Here is a 17,877-nt window from a genome sequence, read left to right as displayed (position 1 = left end):
ATGACAAATCGCGACGAATCCAGTTTTGTTGTTGGTGTCGACTTCGGCACCGACTCCTGTCGAAGCGTAGTGGTTGACGCGGCCACGGGGGAAGAGCGCGGGAGTGCAGTCGCACTGTACTCGCGATGGGCCGAGGGGCGTTACTGTGACCCGGACCGCGAGGTCTACCGTCAACATCCGCTCGACTACATTGAGGCGCTAACGCAAGCCGTGCGGGCATCGCTGGACGCTGCCGGCGACGCGGTCAGGCAGCGCGTGAGAGGACTGTCGATTGCGACGACGGGGTCGACATCGGCCGCTGTGGATCGCGATGGCGTACCACTGGCATTGACCAAGGGGTTTGGCGAAAACCCGAACGCTATGTTTGTGCTCTGGAAAGACCATTCTGCCGTACGTGAAGCCGAGGAAATCAACAGGCTGGCGCACAGCTGGGGCGGTGTGGACTTCACCCGCTACGTGGGCGGCGTGTACTCGGCCGAGTGGTTCTGGGCGAACCTGCTTCACGTGTTTCGGGCGGACCCCGAGGTCCGTGCACGTACCTACAGCTGGGTCGAGCACTGCGACTGGATGCCGGCCTTGCTGACCGGGACGACAAGACCGGACGTGCTCCGACGCAGCCGGTGCGCGGCAGGCCACAAGGCAATGTGGCACGAGGCATTTGACGGCCTGCCCAGCGAGGCCTTCCTCACGCGTCTCGACCCGATGCTCGCGGGGATCAGGGCACGACTTTATCGCGACACTTACACAGCAGATGTAGCCGTGGGCCGACTCACGGACGAATGGAGCGAGGCCCTGGGTTTGTCTGCCGACGTCGTGGTAGGCGTCGGGGCTTTCGATGCCCATATGGGCGCCGTCGGCGCGGGAGCCCACGCGCATACGCTCGTGAAGGTGATGGGGACGTCGACTTGCGACATCGTGGTGGTTCCCACAGACGAGATCGGCGACCGCGTGGTTCGAGGTATTTGCGGGCAGGTGGATGGTTCCGTTGTGCGCGGGATGACGGGTCTTGAAGCGGGACAGTCCGCATTCGGAGACGTGTACGCATGGTTCCGCCGCCTCCTTTCGTGGCCCCTCGGTCTGCTTGCCGAGACGTCAATTTCCCAAGAGCAGCGTGATGCCATCATCGCTCGCATTCTTCCCGCGCTCGAGCACGCGGCGGCGGCCGAGGACCCACTCACGACGGGCATCGTCGCTGTCGACTGGCTGAATGGACGGCGTACGCCGTTTGCAAACCAGACGTTGCGCGGAGCGCTGTTTGGGCTATCGCTCGGCAGCGACGCACCGAAGCTCTACCGCGCGCTGATCGAGGCCACGGCCTTTGGTGCGAGAGCCATCATTGAACGCTTCCAGGAAGAAGGCGTTCGAATTGATGACGTGATCGCGGTGGGTGGTGTGGCTCGCAAGTCGCCTCTGAACATGCAGATCGCGGCGGACGTGTTCGGCAAGGAAATCCGCGTCACGGCGGCCGATCAGGCCGTCGCGCTTGGTGCCGCCATGTTCGCATCTGTTGTCGCTGGTATTCACGGATCGGCAGAAGAGGCACAGCGTCACATGGGCGCAGGCTTCGAGCACGTTTACCGGCCCAACGCGAAAGCCAGTCTCGCCTACGAGCAGCTGTATCTGAATTACCGGTCGTACGGCGAACTCGTCGAACAGGCCGGGCGCGAGATGCAACGTCACACGCACGGAACGGAAGACACCGAAGACACATCATGTTTACTGAACTGAAACGAGAAGCTTACGAGGCGAACCTCGAAATCCCGAAGCAGGGACTCGCCATCTACACGTTCGGCAACGTCAGTGCGTTCGATAGTGCGAAGGGTGTGTTCGCCATCAAGCCAAGCGGCGTTCCCTACGACGAGCTCGACCCTCAGGCCATGGTCGTGGTCGATCTGGACGGTGCGATCGTGGAAGGTCCAGGTCGTCCGTCATCGGACACGAAGACACACGCGGTGCTTTATCGCGAGTTTGCGGGCATAAAGGGTATTTGCCACACACACTCGATGTATGCCGTTGCGTGGGCGCAGGCTTGCAGGGAAATACCCGTCTTTGGCACCACGCACGCGGACCACCTGACCGAGCCGATACCCGTCACGGAGCCGATGAGCGATGACGCGATTGAACGCGACTACGAGGTGGAAACGGGACATCAGATCGTGAACCGGCTACGCGGACTGGACCCGAAGGAGGTCGAGATGGTCATCGTTGCCTGCCACGGTCCGTTCACCTGGGGCAAGACGGCCCAGAAGGCGGTGTACAACAGCCGCGTACTCGAGGAGATCGCTCACATGGCGTATCTGACGCGGACCATTAACCCGGTCGTGCCGCCAATCAAGGACGCGCTGATCCGCAAACATTATCTGCGCAAACACGGCGCCAACGCCTACTACGGTCAGGCGCAGACGTCGGATATCCTTGACGGATTAAAATAGTTGGAAGACAACCTGCCGGGCACGCGCCCCACCCCCGACCGCCCCACTGCCTCGAAACTCATGCCTACGCCCGAGAAAAACACGACCGACATGCTTGCCGACCATCGGCGGGAGCTGATTCTCGATGCGCTGAACAAGGGCGGCCAGTGCCGGGTGAGCGATCTTGCCGAGCAGTTCGCACTTTCGCCCATGACAGTGCGTCGCGACCTGCAGGCTCTTGAGGAGCAGGGTCGACTTCGGCGGGTGCATGGCGGCGCGGTGCTTATCGATTCCGAGGTCGATTACCCTTTGCGCGCGAGAGAAGGTCAAACACAGAAGCAGCGCATTGGTCGACATGCGGCGGAGTTAATCCGTGATGGCATGGTGGTGTACCTTGATTCCGGGACGACTGCGATGGAGCTGGCCCGCCGCATTCGTGAGGGACTCCCGGAAGTCAGGCAGTTGTCGATCGTCACACACGGAATCAACCTCGCGATGGAGCTGGCTGGACACCCCGCCTACGACATCCATCTGATCGGCGGTGAGATTTATCGCAACGGACTCGCGACTGTCGGACCGGTCGCTATCGCCCAGGTCGGCCAGCTGCACTTCGACCTCTTTTTCATGGGCGCTCGCGGTACCGACCTCGAAGCCGGATGGACCAACGCCAACCAGCTGGAGACGCAACTGAAGCACGCAGCGATTGCGCGTAGCCGACAGGTCTGCGCTCTTGTCGATAGTACGAAATGGGGGCAACGCGGCTTCGTTTCGATTGCCCCGTTCGAGCGTGTGTCTATGTGGGTATGTGACGACGAACTCCCGGAAGAAGCCCGTGCCGCTGCCAGAGCGGCCGGAATTGATTTGCTCATAGCGGCTTGACGATTTCTTGAGACTTGAAAGTCATGCATCGACAGATGAAGCTCCTTCGTTGTGAATGCGTGCTGTTCGACATGGACGGAACGTTGCTCGACTCCCGCGCGCCGATGCACCGGGCCTATGCCGCGTGGGCCGGTCGCTACGGACTGGATGCAGCACTCGTGATCCAGCAGGCCCACGGGCGACGCACGATTGACACGCTCCGTGCGTTGGCGCCCGCCGGTGCCGATGTCGAAGCGGACACCATGGTGTTGATGAGACAGGAGCAGGAAGACGTAGATGGCGTCATTGCGATTCCTGGGGCGGCAGAGCTGCTGGGTGCGCTGCCCCCCGACCGGTGGGCGGTCGTGACATCCGCAGATCCCGTTCTTGCGCGTAAGCGTATCGCTGCAGCCGGTTTGCCTCTGCCGAAACAGCTGGTGAGTGCTGAAGACGTTTCGCGTGGCAAACCCGCTCCAGATGGATTTCAACTGGGTGCCCAAAGGCTCGGTTTCGACGCGCGCCGTAGTGTCGTGTTCGAGGATGCGCCAGCTGGTATCGCGGCCGGGCTCGCGGCGGGTGCACAGGTGATCGCCGTCGGATGGGCCTCGACGGCAGCCGGCCTGGGCGAAAGCGTCCGGGTTCACGAATTAAGCGGAATCTCCGCAATACAGGACGGAAACGAAATCGTTCTGCAAGTGACGCTGTAAGCGGAACTGCATTTCGCCCCTCGCGACTGAATCAATTCGTCGTGAATGAGGTTATGCTCGCTGCCATACACAAACGCGCCCTGCCCCGCTTGCGAGCAACCTATGTCTGAATTGAAATGAGAGACGATCCGTTACCACGAATCGTTGTCGTCGGCAGTGTCAACATGGATATCGCCGCTTACGTGTCGCGCTTCCCGAAGCCTGGCGAGACATTGAGCGGGACGGGTACGCTGGTCGCGCCGGGAGGAAAGGGAGGCAACCAGGCGATAGCCGCTGCGCGCCTGGGCGCGCGCGTTGCGCTGATCGCGTGCGTCGGAAACGATGACTTCGGTCAGCGGCTTCGCGTCAGCCTTGAAGGCGAAGGGATCGATTGTGCCGGCGTCGTGACGAGCGAGCGCTCGGCAAGTGGCATTGCCATGGTGATGGTCGACGAGACCGGTAACAACTCGATTGTTACCGTGGAAGGCAGCAATGGCGATCTGACGCCTGACGTTGTGGCGGCGCACGAGGAAGCGCTCCGTTCGGCGGCGCTTGTTCTGTGCGAACTCACGACCCCGATGACGACAGTCGAGCGGGTGCTGTCCATTGCAAGCTCCGGTGATGTCCCCGTCCTGCTCAATGCATCGCCCGTTCAGGGGCCGATGTCAGCGTGCGCATTGAGCAGGGTCGCGTTTCTCGTGGTGAATGAAGTTGAGGCTTCCATGCTCAGCGGTCAGAAGCTGCAGACGATCGACGACGCAAAGATGATTGCCAATATTCTTCATCGCGCGGGCGCAAAACATGTGCTTATCACGCTCGGCGCAAGAGGGGTCGTCACGCTCTTTTCGGGTGAGAGCGTCGCGGTGACAGAGTTTTTCCCCGCATCATCGGTCGAGGCGCTGGACACCACTGGCGCTGGCGACACATTTGCCGGCGCATTTGCTGCCGCTGTCGTTTCAGGTGCCGAAAAAACCGAAGCCGTCACGTTTGCCCAGCAGGCCGCAGCGATATGCGTCACCCGCGCAGGTGCTGCCCCGTCGATTCCGCGTCTGCATGAGCTTCGCGAGCGCCTGCCGCATGGTCGTGGGCGCGCCTGAGTGCTTCGTCCTGAAACCGCCGCCGTGTCGCGAGTCAACAATCCGAACACCTTACTAGCGGCAGCCCGGCACTCAGCTACCGCCATTTCATCGATATCCGGCTATAGCGCCCCTTGGCCGAGAACCTGCCCGTCGACTGTTGGCGCTATCGACGCGCTGCCGACGCTTTCAATGCTTTCCATAGGTGGCGACATACTGCGCCAGATCAGCCCACTGCGGCGACATCAAAACGTGTGGGTGATCGCGAGCGACCTGTAGTGCTACCGCATGAAAACCCTGATTCGATCCGGACTCTCCCGTCTTCAAAGGACCCTTGAATGATGCATTGAACGTCGCGCCGGTAGTGCCGGCAAGGGCCGGCGGAGTTCCGGCGACTGGCGCAACGTTCAGCGCACTGCTCAGCCTGTCAAGGTGACTGTTGCGCGCCGAGACGGCAGGCGAATATGTCCCGTTCGGATCGAGCTTTTCCGCGAGAAGCTGCAATATGGCCGTATGGTCGAGCTTTCCCGAGTAAACACCGCCCGCAGTGACATAGGGCGACACAAGCACGGCGGGCACGCGCAGCCCCGTCGTTTTAAAAGGGAACCCCGCGACATTGGCCGCAATGGCAAGCGGCGAAACATGGTCAAAGAACCCGCCGTGCTCATCGTAAGTCACGATGAGGAGAGTGTTCTTCCAGCGATCCGGATTGGACGTCAGCGTCCGGTAGACATCTGCGACAAAAGCCTGCCCCGCAGCGATACCTGTCGGGCAGTGGTCGTCGTTGGCGTTGAAGTGCGGACCGTCCGTGTACTCCGGTTCGACGAATATCACCTTGGGCATGATCGCATTGCTCTGCCAGTCGGCAGCGAACCGGGCATAGCGACGGAAACTGCCACCGACATCATCATGCGGCAGAGTAAGTGAGGTGATGATCTCCGGCAGCCATTTCTTCATCAGACTGAAAAAAGGAAAGAAGCTGCCCGACTGATAGACGCACCAGGGAATACCGCGCTCGCGCAACCAGTCGTACACAAGCGGCTGATCGGGGATAAAACCGAGTCCTTGCACGTTGTCACTGAGGGTGCTCTCCCCTGCCATTGCCATCAGCCGGTTTGCCTGTGTGCCGGACGGTAGAGGCGCAAACCAGTTATCACACACTGTGTAGTGCCGCGCCAGGAAGTCAAAAGTCGGGAGCGCGGCGGCGTCGTAATAGCCCATCACGTCCGCAAGGTTAGGCGCTGGACTGGCGCGAGTTGCATAGCTTTGAACAAACCCGCCCAGCTCGGGACAGCCGCCCGGCGCGCAAGGCGTATTGATCTGCGTTGCGATGGGCGCCCGGTCATGTGGAGGATCCGGTATGGAAGTGACATCTGGGCCGAGACGGTGAATGGGATAAGACTGCCCCGCGTACACGTTTGTGAAGTTATTCAGCCATGCCGGATCGGACGAGAGACCGTTGACGTTGCCTCCTGTCAAACTGAGGTAGCCGAGCATATGGTCGAACGACCTGTTCTCCAGCATCAAAACGACGAACGTATCAATGTTATCGAGCGCTGGCATCTTCTGCTCCTTCGACGGATATGTCACATCATGCCGCAGACTGACTATGCCTCAATACGAGTTTGCATGCTTGCGCCCGATTGCTCAAGACGTACCCAATTCGAGCGTACGACATTCGATAGATTTGATGACGCTTTCGCAAGCTGGCGCGCCCGTCTTCAGATGAACGACGAGATCGTAGGTGGTCGACGGGCGCGTCAGCATCAGGCACGTGGCCTCGCTATTCATGACCCGAGTTGCATGCCAGATGTTCGGTCGCATGCACAGACCTTTGCCGACGGGAATCTCGAATGCCCGCAGCGACGAGAGGTCGGGCTCACCGTCGTCCAGCGATGTCGCGACGATATGCACCACAGGCGCCGTCAACGGCACGATTGCCTGCTGAGTCAGGCGATGCAATTCGAGCGACGTAACCTGCGCATTGCGATTGCGATACACCACCCACAGTATTTCCGTTTCTCCATCTGTGCCCGTATCGAACAGATGCTCGCGCCAGAAATCGGATGCGGGACTGGCGAACGCGGGCGCGTCGCCATCCGTGCCCACCGGCTTGCCGAGCAGCCAGCCATACGGTTCACAGCGATGCGCTTCGAGTGGTTCGATAGCAATGGAAAGTGCGGTCGGCATGTCAGCGTACTCATATCGATGAACGGATTGATCAGGCGGATGCGATCGCGTCGTCCGATGGCGGAAACAACGCGAATTCAGGCCCATGTTTCAGGCTGAAATCGAGCACGACGTTCAGCGCGAGCCGTGTGATCGACTCCGCGAGCAGACTGTCGGGCGTGCGCCGATAGGCGGCGACGAGCGACAAGGCGGGCACGCGATGCGTGACTTGCAGCAATTGCAACTGTCCCGCTTCCAGTTCGCGCATCACGAAGGCGGGCGGCAGCACGGCAATGCCGAAGCCGTCGGCCACCAGCCGGATGATCGCCGCCACCGACGAAAGGCAGTTGATCTGCACCTGCACATCGCCGCTGGCCGCGAACAGGCCCGCGAGAAATTCATGCGGCGGCGAGTGACGCGCGAAGCTGATGACGGGATACGCGGCCAGTTCGGCTTCCGTCAGCGCCTGCGCGGACAGATTGAGCGCGGGGCTCGCCATCCAGCGCATCGGCAGGCTGCCGAGCGGCACGTTGGTCATATCCGCGCCGGCAACGCTCGTCGTCTGAAACGACACATCGATATGGCCGGTTGCCAGTTGCGCAGAAAGATTCGCGGACGTATCGCTGGTCAGCTCGATCACGAGATTCGGATACTCGTCGCGGATGCGCTTGAGCAGATCCGGCAACCACGTATGCACGATCGATTCGATCGCGCCGAGCCGCAGCAGACCCGACACCTTCGAGCGATCGCCGACGCTGGCGAGCATCGCCTGATTCAGCTTCAGCATCTGCTCGGCGAACGGCAGCGCCTTGCTGCCGTCCTGTGTGAGCGTCGCTTCTTTCGGGCCGCGCTCGAACAGGCGCACCCCGAGTTCCTGTTCGAGCGCGGAAATGCGGCTCGAAATGGCCGCCTGAGTGGCGTGCAGGCGTTCGGCCGTCAGCCGGAAGCTGCGCAGCCGGGCGAGCCAGACAAACGTTTCCAGAAAGCGCAGATTCATTCACAACCCTGACGAGGCAAGCACGAATGGCTCAGTGTAGCGCCGCGTCCCGCGGCATGTGACAAGAAAAATTTCAGCCGCGCGACAACTTTAATTTGTTGGACACGTCTGCGGCGGGCGCCAACACTTCGCAACGAAGGCCCGGCGGCGAAGGGCAAACAGATGCTCAAAACAGAGGACGTTGCGATGAAAAAAGTGTCATGCAAAATCGAAGGCGGTTCACCCGTTGAAATCAGCGCGAGCCGTCTCGTGATTGCGGGCTGGGCGGGACGCGATGCGGCCGAGGTCGAGCATCATATCCGCGAACTGGAAGCGATCGGCGTGCGCAGGCCGTCGAGCGTGCCGTGCTTTTATGAAGTCGCGCCCGCGTTGCTGACGACGTCGGACAGCATCGAAGTGATCGGCGAGCATTCGTCAGGGGAAGTGGAAGTCGTGCTGTTGCAGACGGAAGCGGACGGCTTGCTGGTCGGCATCGGTTCCGATCATACCGACCGCAAGGTCGAAGGCTACGATGTTGCCGTGTCGAAGCAGATGTGCGCGAAGCCGCTCGGCAAGTCGCTGTGGCGCTATTCGGAAGTGGCCGCGCATTGGGACGCGCTGATCGCGCGCAGCTGGCGCATCGAAACGAACGGCGAGCGCATACGTTACCAGGAAGGCACGCTCGCCCGGCTGATGCATCCCGAACCGTTGATCTGGCGAGCGTTCGGCTCGACGTCGATGATTCCCGAAACGGTGCTGTTCTGCGGCACGCAGCCCGTACTCGGCGCGCTGACGCCCGCGGGTGCGTATGAGCTGGAACTGCATGATCCCGTGCTCGGGCGCAGCTTGCGGCATCGCTATAGCGTCGATGCGCTCGCGCATACGGAGTGACGGCGATGCGCACTATCCGTGAATGCGGCAAGGCGCTCGCGACGAAAAGCCTGTCGGCGGGCGAACTGCTCGACGCGAGTCTCGCGGCCATCGATGCCGATCTTGCGCGCGGCGGCGCGACCTACACGCATATCGACCGGCTGGCGGCGCGCGAAGCAGCCGACGCCAGCGACGCGTTTCGCGAGCGCGGCTATGTGCCCTCCGCACTGGCGGGCGTGCCGGTTTCGGTGAAAGACCTGTTCGACATCAAGGGACAGGTGACGACGGCCGGCTCGCGAATACTGCGCGATGCCGCGCCCGCCGTGCGCGATGCGGCGGCCGTGGCGCGACTGCGCGAAGCGGGCGCGGTGTTCGTCGGCCGCACCAATATGAGCGAGTTTGCGTTCTCGGGCCTCGGCGTGAATCCGCACTACGGCACGCCGCTCAATCCCGCGCACGCCGGGCATCTCGCGGGCGGTTCCAGTTCGGGCGCGGCGGTGTCCGTCGCGCTCGGTCATGTCGCCGCGGCGCTCGGCACCGACACGGGCGGCTCGGTCCGTATTCCGGCGGCGTTTTGCGGGCTGGCCGGATTCAAGCCGACCGCGCGGCGTGTGCCGCTCGCAGGCACTGTGCCACTGTCGTCGTCGTTCGATTCGGTCGGGCCGATTGCGCGCAGTGTCGACTGTTGTGCGCTGCTCGACAGCGTGATTTCCGGGCAAGCGCTCGATACCGCGCCGCGGCCGCTCGCGGGACTGCGGCTGGGCGTCACGTCCGACTACGTCGCCGACGATCTCGACGAAGCCGTGAGCACGGCATTCAACCGCGCCATCGGCATGTTGCGGCGCGCGGGCGCGTCAGTGGAGCGCTTCGCGCTTCCGGAACTGCACGAAGTGGCGGCCCGCTATCCGCTCGCGGGCATCACGGCTGTGCAGGCGTGGGCATGGCATCGCGAGCACGTTGCGCGTGACGCCGATGCATATGACCCGCGCGTGCTGAAGCGTTTGCGCGCAGGTGAAGGGCGCAGCGCCGCCGACTATATCGACCTGCTTGCCGCGCGAGAACGCTTTGCGCACGACGCGCGTTCGCGGCTCGCGCGCTTCGATGCCTGGTTGATGCCGACCGTCGCTGTCGTGCCGCCCGCCATCGCGCAGATCGAGAGCGACGATGAAGCGTTCTTCGCGATGAACGCAAAAGTGCTGCGCAATCCGAGCGTCGTCAACTTCATGGACGGCTGCGCGCTGACCTTGCCTTGCCATCGCGAAGGGGAATTGCCTGTGGGGCTGTCGATCTGCGGCCCCGCGCTCGCCGATGCGTCAGTTCTCGCGATCGGCCGCAGCGTCGAAGCGCTGCTGCGTCACAGCGCGGATGCCACGGCGGCATAACGTTTGTTTATCGGCGGCAAAAAGAATTTCTCGTTGGACGCGCAATTACGGCGAACGAATACTCATTTTCAGGCGCAGGCCAAACCCTGGCGCTCATTCAATTTCATAACCGATGTGAGGCAGCCCGTGAATCAAAACTTTCGCTCTCTGGCCGGTGCCGTCGCGCTGGCCGCCATGCAGGCAGCGGCGCATGCTGCCGATGCCACGCCCGCTGTCGTGCTGATCGGCCACGCAGCGCCGCTGACGGGACAACTCGCGAACATGGGCAAGGACAGCGAGAACGCCGCGCGTCTCGCCATCGACGAGATCAATAGCCAGCACCCTGTTATCGGCGGCAAAGCGGTGCGTTTGCAACTGGATTCGCAGGACGATGCCGCTGACCCGCGCACAGGCACGCAGGTCGCGCAGAAACTCGTCGACGAAGGCGTCGTCGCCGTGGTCGGCGATATCAACTCGGGCGTATCGATTCCCGCGTCGCGCATCTATAGCGAAGCACAGGTCGTGCAGATTTCGCAGGGCTCGACGAATCCCGCCTACACGCAGCAAGGCTACAAGACGACGTTCCGCGTGGTGGCGACGGATGCACTGCAGGGGCCGGCGCTCGCACGTTACGCGCTCAATTCGTTGCACGCGAAACGAATTGCCGTGATCGACGATTCGACGGCATACGGACAAGGGCTCGCCGACGAATTCACGAAGGCGGCGAAGGCCAATGGCGGCACGATCATCGCGCGCGAAGCGACCAACGACAAGGCCACCGACTTCCGCGCGATCCTCACGAAGATCAAGGGCTTGCGGCCTGACGTCATCATGTACGGCGGCTCCGACGCAACGGCCAGCCCGCTCGCGAAGCAGGCAGCGAATCTCGGCATGACGGCGAGCGTGCTGGGTGGCGACGGCGCATGCACGGAGAAGATGGTGAGCCTCGCGGGCGATGCGATCGGCAACGTGGTGTGTTCGGAAGCGGGGCTCGCGCTGTCGAAGATGCCGAAGGGGCAGGAGTTCGACCGTCGCTACACGGCGCGCTACAAGGTGCCGATCGATGCGTACGCGCCGTTTGCCTACGATGCCGTCTACGTGATCTACGACGCGATGAAGCGCGCCAATTCGACGAATCGCGAGAAGGTTCTGGCTGCGATGCCCGTCACGCAGTATGACGGCGTGATCGGCAAAATTGCATTCGATCCGCGCGGCGACCTGAAGGATGCGGCGATCACGATCTATCAGTTCAAGGACAAGAAGAAGACGGTGATGGATGTGATTCGCATGTGATCGTGCGACTAGCCGGCATGAAATCCAGCACCACAGAAAAAATGCGCCGCAATCTGCGGCGCCTTTTTGTATTGAATACTTTTGGTGACGTCAGAAACGATGCACCATACCCACACCTACACCCACCATGCTGCGCGATGACGAAGGAGTCGAGTTGAAACCATCGCCCAGCGTCGCCGTCGCGTTGATGATGTTGCCCGCACCGTTATTGCCGAGCGTCTGGCCATTCGCGCGCTGATACGCCTGCAGTGCGTACAGGCCCGTGCGCTTGGACAGAGAGTAATACTCAGACAGGTTGACCTGCTGGTACTGTGCGCTGCTCGTGATGCCGTTGGCCGTCGTCGCGCGCGTGTAGCTGTAGCCCGTCGCGAAGTCCCACGTGGCCGTCGGCTTCCAGTGCAGCACAATGCCGCCCGTGTTCCAGATCTGCTCGTTGCGGAACGCCGAGCCCGCACCCGGGATGTATTGCACGTTCGTATACGTCGCCGTGATGTCGAACTGGCTGCTGAACGTGTAGCCCGCGCCGACCGCAAAGCGCTGCTGCGCCTGCGCCGTGCGATAACCGTTCGTCACCGCCGACACGCCCGTCTGCGCCCCCGCATTGGACGTGGTCGAATCAGCACCGAATGCCCCACCGCCAGCCGTGGAATTGTTGATGCGCGAGAAGCCGACCGCCAGGCCGATCGGGCCCTGCTGATATTGAACTGCTGTGCTCCAGGTCGAACCCTGGTTCACGCTGCCCGGCACACCCGCAAACGAGTAAGAGCCGCTGAACTTGAAGCCATACAGCGACGGCGACATATAGAGCAGCGTGTTGTTCGCGCGATAAATCGTGTCGAGGCCGTCCACGTCGCCCGGGTGCGCGCCGTAGAAGCCGGTGAGCCACGTGGTCGGGCTGTACGGCGAGAGCAGTTGATAGTACGACGCGTACTGACGCCCGGCCGTCAGCGAACCGTAGACGGGGTTCGTCACGCCGACGAACGCCTGACGGCTGAACATCAGGTTGCTCGTCGACATCGCGCCACTGTTGGCGCTAAAGCCCTCTTCCAGCGTGAAGATCGCCTTCGTGCCGCCACCCAGATCTTCTGCGCCCTTCAAGCCGAAGCGGCTGCCCGCCCACACGCCCGTGATCATCTTGAAGGCCGAGTGGCCACCCGACGTCGAACCCAGCGTGGTCGAACTCGACTGATAACCGATACCGTTATCGACGATGCCGTACAGCGTCACGCTGTTTTGCGCGAATGCGGGTGCATGAGCCGCTGTCGCAACCGAGGCGACCGCTGCCAGACCGATCAGGCGCCGTTGACGGTTATTTTTCATCGTGTTCTCCAGATGCCTCTTTGAGGCTGTTATTGATTCGTTGTTCTAATGTGGCTTTTTGCGGACTGGTCAGCCCGTCGGCGTCGACGTTTTCGAAGTGGCGCGACGCGCGTCTTCGTCACGATCGGTCGGCTCGGGAATCGCCTCGATGGGCCCCATCACGAACACGAACGACACGATACCGACGGCCAGGATGACGCCTGCGACCAGGAAAGCGTTGGTGAACGAGTTCGTCGCGCCGACGATGAAGCCCGTCACGATCGGCGCCGCCACGCCCATCAGGTTGTTGGCGAAGTTCATGATGCCGCCGACGGTCCCCACGCCACCCTTGGGCGCGATCAGCGACGGCAGCGACCAGCCCACGGGTGCTGCTGCCGCGAGACCGCCAAGCGCGATCGAAATCCAGAAGATCGCCCAGACAGGATTGACCGTCTGCGTTGCGCCGAATACGGCGAGACCGAACAGCATGCCCGTCACGAGCACGGCTTTGCGCACGCGCGTCTCATCCTTGCCGCGCGCGATCAGGTGATCGATCAGCCAGCCGCCGACGACGAGATCGGTCACCGTGGCCACGGCCCAAGGAATCGCAGCAAAGCCCGCCGACTTCAGGATGCTCATGTGCATCGTCTGCACGAGATAGCCCGGCAGCCAGGTCAGAAACAGGTAGAACGAGTAGCCGTACGCGGCAAAGCCGATCGTCAGGCCCCAAACCTTGGTCTTGGTCAGCAGGTAGCCGAGCATGCCGAAGACGCTCGCGCTCGACGTGCCTTCGGGCGTCGCGCCGCCCTTCTGGATGTAGTCGAGCTCAACGGGCGAGAGCTTGATGTCCTTGCTCGGATCGCGATAGATGACGAGAAACGCGATGAAGTACGCGAAGCTCAGCAGCGCCGTGACGCCGAATCCCCAGCGCCAGCCGGCGTTCACCACGACGACCGCGATCAGCGGTACGCCGATCACATTGGAGAACTTGGCCGCGGCATCGAAGATGGCCGTCGCCAGCGCGCGCTCCTTGCGAGGGAACCAGTAGCCCGTCGCCTTCGAGCTAACGGGAAAGCCGGGCGCTTCCGCGATGCCGAGCACCGCGCGTGCAGCGAACACGCCGCCGAAGCCGCTGGCGAACACCGTGATGGCGGACGCGAGGCCCCACAGGAACGCGCCCCACCGGCCGACGCGCGTCACGCCGAAGCGGTCGAGAAAGAGACCTGCGGGCACCTGCAGCAGCGCGTACGGCCAGAAAAACGCGCTGAACAGCAGGCCCATATCGGCGGGCGACAGGTTGAACGCCTCCTTCATCTGCGGCGCCGCCACCGACAGATTGATCCGGTCGAAATAGTTGATGAGCACGCCGATGCCCAACAGCAGGCCGATCGCCCACCGCCGGTTGGGAACGCGTTGTCCTGAAACTTCTGAAGCGTGTGCCATCTTGGTCTCCATTGAAAATATCCGTGGGGCCAGTCGTTCGGCTGGCTTGATCTACTGAGACAGCGCTGTCTCAGCCGGGCTGCAAAAAGAACGGGGTCGTTTGTGCGCTGCCGCACCAGGCAGTCGCCTCCTGGACGATGCTGGCGAGCGAACGTGTGCCGTCGACAGTCAGCGTCAGCGGCTCTGCAATGGGCCGCTCCAGCGCGGCGAACTGGCTTTCGACGAGCGATGCCGGCATGAAATGGCTCTCGCGCTGTGCCACGCGACGCAGTGCTTCCGGCTGGGGTAAATCGAGAAAAACGAATCCCAGTGACGCGGTCGCGGCGCGCAGACGATCGCGATAGCGCTGTCTCAGGGCCGAGCACGCCAGCACCGCGCGCTCCCCCCCGACTGGCCACCCGTTCGATCTCGTCCGACAGCCGCGCGAGCCAACCTGCGCGATCATCGTCGGTCAGCGGGATGCCCCGCCGCATCTTGTCGACGTTCGCTTGCGGATGAAAGGCGTCGCCTTCGATCAGCACGCCGCCCAGGCTCGCGGCCAGCGCCTGGGCGACACTGCTTTTGCCGCACCCCGCGACACCCATGACGACCAGTGATGAAATGTGCCCGATCATATCGACCTCCGTTTTGCCGAGACAGCGCTGTCTCGCGCACGTAAAAATAAAGGCTGCGTGGATGAGAGCCGGATCACACCCGGTTTCGGGTGTCGCTGATCGAGCCCTGTTGCGCAAGCCTTGAGACAGCGCTATCCTAAACGATCATGGCAGCCTCCACACTCAGGAAAACCCGAAGCACCGGCCGGCCGACGCTCGATGCCGTCGCCGAACTGGCCGGCGTGAGCTCGATTACCGCATCGCGCGTGCTGCGCGGTGTGGGTTCCGTCGGGCCGGAATACGTGCAACGCGTAAAGGCCGCGGCGGCGGAACTGAACTATGTGGCCAACTCCGCGGCACGGGCGCTCGCATCATCGCGCAGCGGCACGGTCGCTGTCGTGATCCCTTCACTGTCGAATACCGTGTTCGTCGACGTGCTCGAATCGATTCACAGCGTGCTGCGCCCACGCGGCTACGAAATCCTGATCGGCAATTCGCACTATTCGCGCAATGCGGAGGAAGACCTGATCCGCCACTACCTTGCCTCTCCGCCCAGTGGGCTCATCGTGACGGGATTCGACCGGACGGAAAGCGCGCGTCGTCTGATCGAGGCGAGCAGAGTGCCCTGTGTGCACATCATGGAACTCGAAAAAGCCGAAGGCGTGCATTGTGTCGGCTTCTCGCAGGCACGGGCGGGTGAAGCCGTCGCAGATCATCTGGTAGCGCGAGGTTGCCGGCGCAATGCATTTGTGGCGGCACAGCTCGATTCGCGGATGATGCAGCGCGGGGAAGGTTTTCGTGAGGCACTGCGGCGCAAAGGACTGTACGACGCCGAACTCGAGATACTTACGCCAGCGCCGTCGTCCATCGGGCTTGGATGCGATCTGTTTCGCCAGTTACTACAGCGACGGCCGGACGTCGACGGTATCTTTTTCGGCAACGACGATCTCGCACAGGGCGCGCTCTTCGAAGCGCGCCGCCAGGGCATCGACATTCCAGGCCAGGTGGCGATAGTGGGCTTCAACGATCTGGCGGGGGCCGCGGATTGCGTGCCACGACTCACGACGGTTCGCACGCCGCGAGCGGAGGTCGGACGGGTGGCGTCGAACCTGCTGCTGTCGATGATCGACAACAAGCCGGTCCCCTCACCCGTCGTCGATCTCGGCTATGAGCTGGTCGTGCGGGAGAGCGCCTGACGCTCAGTGCCTGCGTACGTCTTGACGCCAGTGGATAGATGGCAGCGGCGTTAAAGATCATCTCGACGGCAAAGCGCAGCATTGCGGCTACGGCGACGATGACATGTGACACCCGAGCTTTTGGGGCCTTGACCCACGCATACGTTGCGAAGCGATCAACTGCGCGCGGCGGCCGCGCCCGCACACGCTGAAGGACAAGACGGGATCGCGTGCGCAGCGAAAGGACGCGCCGCCGCGGTTGCAACCGATTGCACTTACGTGATCCGCCCGGATGCGATGAACGACCGAAGCACCCGAAGCAACGGCCGACGACGCTCTGATTGCGTTTTCATCGACTTCTCGCGACGCCCGAGCAGCATGCGCTGGAAGTATCACGCGGTAGGCAACTTCTACCTTAACGACAAGCTGCCGCCGCGGCACGGGGCCTTGTGATGAAGCGAAAAGAGAATCTGTTCGACGCGTTCAACATGAATTGCGCGGGCATAGCAATCGCGACCCGTGGACGTGTTCGCGCGACCGCTCGGCTGATTATCGTCAGTTGCCGTACTTCGATATCGTCGCTGTGTACGACGGGTGCGCGGCGGCGCGGGCGCGGCACTGGTAGCCAGAACCCGGATGAGCCGGCGTCTGCAGCAGGTGTTCAGGCAGATTGAATCGGACGCTAACGGTGGCGAAGTTCATGTACGGCGTACGCCGCCGTGAGCACGCCGATCAGGATCGACGCCACTGACAACGACTCATCGAACTGTCCGGCAGCTGCCGACAGCTTCGCATCGCACCAGAGCCCTACGCCTGCTAACGTGACCAGCAGTCCGAACGCGACGCCCCACACCGGTCCCGCCTTGTTTGAATTGAGTTTGTGAGCAAGCTTCATCGTCATTCTCCCGGCAACCAGACTACGCTGGCCAAGGGGCGCTTCGCGCCTCGACGGTCAACGTAGCGCCGCACTGGACCTGCGGGCCGCGCTGGAATGTTCAAACAGCGCGCAGCCTTCATGCTCGAAGCATAATACGGTATATACCGTTTTCAAAAAAATAATCTGCTGGTTCGCGTGATGGCGACTCGTCACGCTCAAATGCCGATCGCGCCGGTGCGCGACCGTTCAAGCCCTTTTTCTGGGTCGTGATTCACGATCTGGTCGACACTGCGCAGGTCGCGAGCAGCACGGTCGCGCGATCGAGCTTTACCGTGCTGAGCTATCTAGCGACGCTGGCTATTTTCTTCGGCTACTGCTATCCGGTTTCGCTGCTCACGCGCTGGTTGGAGAAGCGGCTAATCGATCGATAGAGCGTCAGCGGCAGCATCGACGACGATTGACGCGCGTTTCATTTGGTCCGGCCATGCTCACCCATAACTGGGCAAGACGGCCGGAACGGACTGTCGGGGCGCTGCGCGACAAGCAGGTTTCGGAATCGATCCCGCCTTTGAAGTCGTGATTAGCTGGGTTGCTTTTGGTGTAGGCGAACGAACAGACACAAGCGCTGTTCCCCCACTATTCCCCCAGATAGGCCGCCCGCACCTTCGGATCATCCAGCATGTGCTTCGCGTCGCCCGACATCGTGATCATGCCCGAGTCCATCACATAGCCGCGATCCGCGGCCTGCAGCGCCAGCCGGGCATTCTGCTCGACCAGCATCACCGTGATG

The 17,877-nt window shown here is 62.2% G+C and carries 16 protein-coding genes and 3 pseudogenes; 10 read left to right on the top strand and 9 right to left on the bottom strand.

Annotated elements, in window-relative coordinates:
* From H3V53_RS25300 to rbsK, 5 genes are all read left to right on the top strand, one after another.
* Positions 1-1,728 carry a ribulokinase gene (locus H3V53_RS25300; protein ID WP_336600286.1) on the top strand — a complete coding sequence of 576 codons (1,728 nt, stop codon included), beginning with the start codon at positions 1-3 and terminating at the stop codon, positions 1,726-1,728.
* Positions 1,713-2,432 (top strand): L-ribulose-5-phosphate 4-epimerase AraD, encoded by a 720-nt coding sequence (gene araD / locus H3V53_RS25295; RefSeq protein ID WP_336600285.1) that lies wholly within the window; start codon positions 1,713-1,715, stop codon positions 2,430-2,432. The genes H3V53_RS25300 and araD overlap by 16 nt, the downstream gene beginning before the upstream one ends.
* The gene (locus tag H3V53_RS25290; protein ID WP_336600284.1) at positions 2,433-3,290 is read left to right on the top strand and encodes a DeoR/GlpR family DNA-binding transcription regulator; all 858 of its coding nucleotides are present in this window, start codon (positions 2,433-2,435) and stop codon (positions 3,288-3,290) included.
* 35 nt (positions 3,291-3,325) lie between these two features.
* A complete protein-coding gene (locus H3V53_RS25285; protein WP_336600283.1) occupies positions 3,326-3,976 on the top strand; it encodes an HAD-IA family hydrolase in 651 nt (216 codons plus the stop codon).
* A 116-nt stretch (positions 3,977-4,092) separates the two neighbouring features.
* The gene (gene rbsK, locus H3V53_RS25280) at positions 4,093-5,052 is read left to right on the top strand and encodes a ribokinase (protein WP_336600282.1); all 960 of its coding nucleotides are present in this window, start codon (positions 4,093-4,095) and stop codon (positions 5,050-5,052) included.
* Between the two features lie 168 nt (positions 5,053-5,220).
* Here the strand turns inward: rbsK and H3V53_RS25275 are convergent, their stop codons facing one another.
* The 3 genes from H3V53_RS25275 to H3V53_RS25265 all read right to left on the bottom strand — a co-directional run bounded on the left by H3V53_RS25275 (position 5,221) and on the right by H3V53_RS25265 (position 8,197).
* Positions 5,221-6,594 carry an alkaline phosphatase family protein gene (locus tag H3V53_RS25275; protein ID WP_336600281.1) on the bottom strand — a complete coding sequence of 458 codons (1,374 nt, stop codon included), beginning with the start codon at positions 6,592-6,594 and terminating at the stop codon, positions 5,221-5,223.
* A gap of 84 nt (positions 6,595-6,678) precedes the next feature.
* Positions 6,679-7,221, bottom strand: a complete 543-nt coding sequence (locus H3V53_RS25270) for an ureidoglycolate lyase (RefSeq protein ID WP_336600280.1) — start codon at positions 7,219-7,221, stop codon at positions 6,679-6,681.
* Positions 7,222-7,252: 31 nt separating this feature from the next.
* A complete protein-coding gene (locus H3V53_RS25265) occupies positions 7,253-8,197 on the bottom strand; it encodes a LysR family transcriptional regulator (protein WP_336600279.1) in 945 nt (314 codons plus the stop codon).
* Between the two features lie 186 nt (positions 8,198-8,383).
* Here H3V53_RS25265 and H3V53_RS25260 point away from each other — a divergent pair, with 186 nt between their 5' ends.
* The 3 genes from H3V53_RS25260 (at position 8,384) to H3V53_RS25250 (ending at position 11,700) form a co-directional block, all read left to right on the top strand.
* Positions 8,384-9,067: a DUF2848 domain-containing protein gene (locus H3V53_RS25260; RefSeq protein ID WP_336600278.1), complete on the top strand. Its 684-nt coding sequence runs from the start codon at positions 8,384-8,386 to the stop codon at positions 9,065-9,067.
* A 5-nt stretch (positions 9,068-9,072) separates the two neighbouring features.
* On the top strand, positions 9,073-10,428 hold the full coding sequence (locus H3V53_RS25255; RefSeq protein WP_336600277.1) for an amidase: 1,356 nt from the start codon (positions 9,073-9,075) through the stop codon (positions 10,426-10,428).
* Positions 10,429-10,602: 174 nt separating this feature from the next.
* Entirely contained in the window at positions 10,603-11,700 is a 1,098-nt protein-coding gene (locus H3V53_RS25250) for a branched-chain amino acid ABC transporter substrate-binding protein (protein WP_336600320.1), read from the top strand.
* Positions 11,701-11,790: 90 nt separating this feature from the next.
* On the opposite strand, the gene H3V53_RS25245 is transcribed toward H3V53_RS25250, so the two are convergent.
* The 4 genes and pseudogenes from H3V53_RS25245 to H3V53_RS43990 form a co-directional block, all read right to left on the bottom strand.
* Positions 11,791-13,020, bottom strand: coding sequence for a porin (locus H3V53_RS25245; RefSeq protein WP_336600276.1), 1,230 nt, complete (start codon positions 13,018-13,020; stop codon positions 11,791-11,793).
* Positions 13,021-13,089: 69 nt separating this feature from the next.
* Positions 13,090-14,442 (bottom strand): MFS transporter, encoded by a 1,353-nt coding sequence (locus H3V53_RS25240; protein ID WP_336600275.1) that lies wholly within the window; start codon positions 14,440-14,442, stop codon positions 13,090-13,092.
* Positions 14,443-14,512: 70 nt separating this feature from the next.
* Positions 14,513-14,815, bottom strand: a complete 303-nt coding sequence (locus H3V53_RS43995) for a hypothetical protein (protein WP_336600324.1) — start codon at positions 14,813-14,815, stop codon at positions 14,513-14,515.
* A gap of 1 nt (position 14,816) precedes the next feature.
* Positions 14,817-15,026, bottom strand: a pseudogene (locus H3V53_RS43990) (AAA family ATPase); the annotation flags it as partial.
* 176 nt (positions 15,027-15,202) lie between these two features.
* Between H3V53_RS43990 and gntR the strand changes: the two are divergent.
* Positions 15,203-16,231 carry an HTH-type transcriptional regulator GntR gene (gntR, locus tag H3V53_RS25225; RefSeq protein ID WP_336600274.1) on the top strand — a complete coding sequence of 343 codons (1,029 nt, stop codon included), beginning with the start codon at positions 15,203-15,205 and terminating at the stop codon, positions 16,229-16,231.
* A gap of 661 nt (positions 16,232-16,892) precedes the next feature.
* Here the strand turns inward: gntR and H3V53_RS25220 are convergent.
* Positions 16,893-17,105, bottom strand: coding sequence for a hypothetical protein (locus tag H3V53_RS25220; RefSeq protein WP_336600273.1), 213 nt, complete (start codon positions 17,103-17,105; stop codon positions 16,893-16,895).
* Positions 17,106-17,350: 245 nt separating this feature from the next.
* Between H3V53_RS25220 and H3V53_RS25215 the strand changes: the two are divergent.
* Positions 17,351-17,518, top strand: a pseudogene (locus H3V53_RS25215) (amino acid ABC transporter permease); the annotation flags it as partial.
* Positions 17,519-17,723: 205 nt separating this feature from the next.
* On the opposite strand, the pseudogene H3V53_RS25210 reads toward H3V53_RS25215, so the two are convergent.
* Positions 17,724-17,877 (bottom strand): annotated as a pseudogene (locus H3V53_RS25210) (ABC transporter ATP-binding protein); the annotation flags it as partial.

The sequence above is a fragment of the Paraburkholderia bengalensis genome (assembly GCF_037126505.1).
In the GTDB taxonomy this organism is placed as follows: domain Bacteria; phylum Pseudomonadota; class Gammaproteobacteria; order Burkholderiales; family Burkholderiaceae; genus Paraburkholderia; species Paraburkholderia bengalensis.
Note: the sequence above shows the minus strand (reverse complement) of the source record. Positions and strands in the feature narration are given on the sequence as shown.

Bases quoted from the DNA above. Each gene is read 5' to 3' on its own strand.
- H3V53_RS25300 (WP_336600286.1), top strand. From the start codon at position 1: ATGACAAATCGCGACGAATCCAGTTTTGTTGTTGGTGTCGACTTCGGC.
- araD (WP_336600285.1), top strand. From the start codon at position 1,713: ATGTTTACTGAACTGAAACGAGAAGCTTACGAGGCGAACCTCGAAATC.
- H3V53_RS25285 (WP_336600283.1), top strand. From the start codon at position 3,326: ATGAAGCTCCTTCGTTGTGAATGCGTGCTGTTCGACATGGACGGAACG.
- rbsK (WP_336600282.1), top strand. From the start codon at position 4,093: ATGAGAGACGATCCGTTACCACGAATCGTTGTCGTCGGCAGTGTCAAC.
- H3V53_RS25275 (WP_336600281.1), bottom strand. From the start codon at position 6,594: ATGCCAGCGCTCGATAACATTGATACGTTCGTCGTTTTGATGCTGGAG.
- H3V53_RS25270 (WP_336600280.1), bottom strand. From the start codon at position 7,221: ATGCCGACCGCACTTTCCATTGCTATCGAACCACTCGAAGCGCATCGC.
- H3V53_RS25265 (WP_336600279.1), bottom strand. From the start codon at position 8,197: ATGAATCTGCGCTTTCTGGAAACGTTTGTCTGGCTCGCCCGGCTGCGC.
- H3V53_RS25260 (WP_336600278.1), top strand. From the start codon at position 8,384: ATGAAAAAAGTGTCATGCAAAATCGAAGGCGGTTCACCCGTTGAAATC.
- H3V53_RS25255 (WP_336600277.1), top strand. From the start codon at position 9,073: ATGCGCACTATCCGTGAATGCGGCAAGGCGCTCGCGACGAAAAGCCTG.
- H3V53_RS25250 (WP_336600320.1), top strand. From the start codon at position 10,603: ATGCAGGCAGCGGCGCATGCTGCCGATGCCACGCCCGCTGTCGTGCTG.
- H3V53_RS25245 (WP_336600276.1), bottom strand. From the start codon at position 13,020: ATGAAAAATAACCGTCAACGGCGCCTGATCGGTCTGGCAGCGGTCGCC.
- H3V53_RS25240 (WP_336600275.1), bottom strand. From the start codon at position 14,442: ATGGCACACGCTTCAGAAGTTTCAGGACAACGCGTTCCCAACCGGCGG.
- gntR (WP_336600274.1), top strand. From the start codon at position 15,203: ATGGCAGCCTCCACACTCAGGAAAACCCGAAGCACCGGCCGGCCGACG.
- H3V53_RS25220 (WP_336600273.1), bottom strand. From the start codon at position 17,105: ATGAAGCTTGCTCACAAACTCAATTCAAACAAGGCGGGACCGGTGTGG.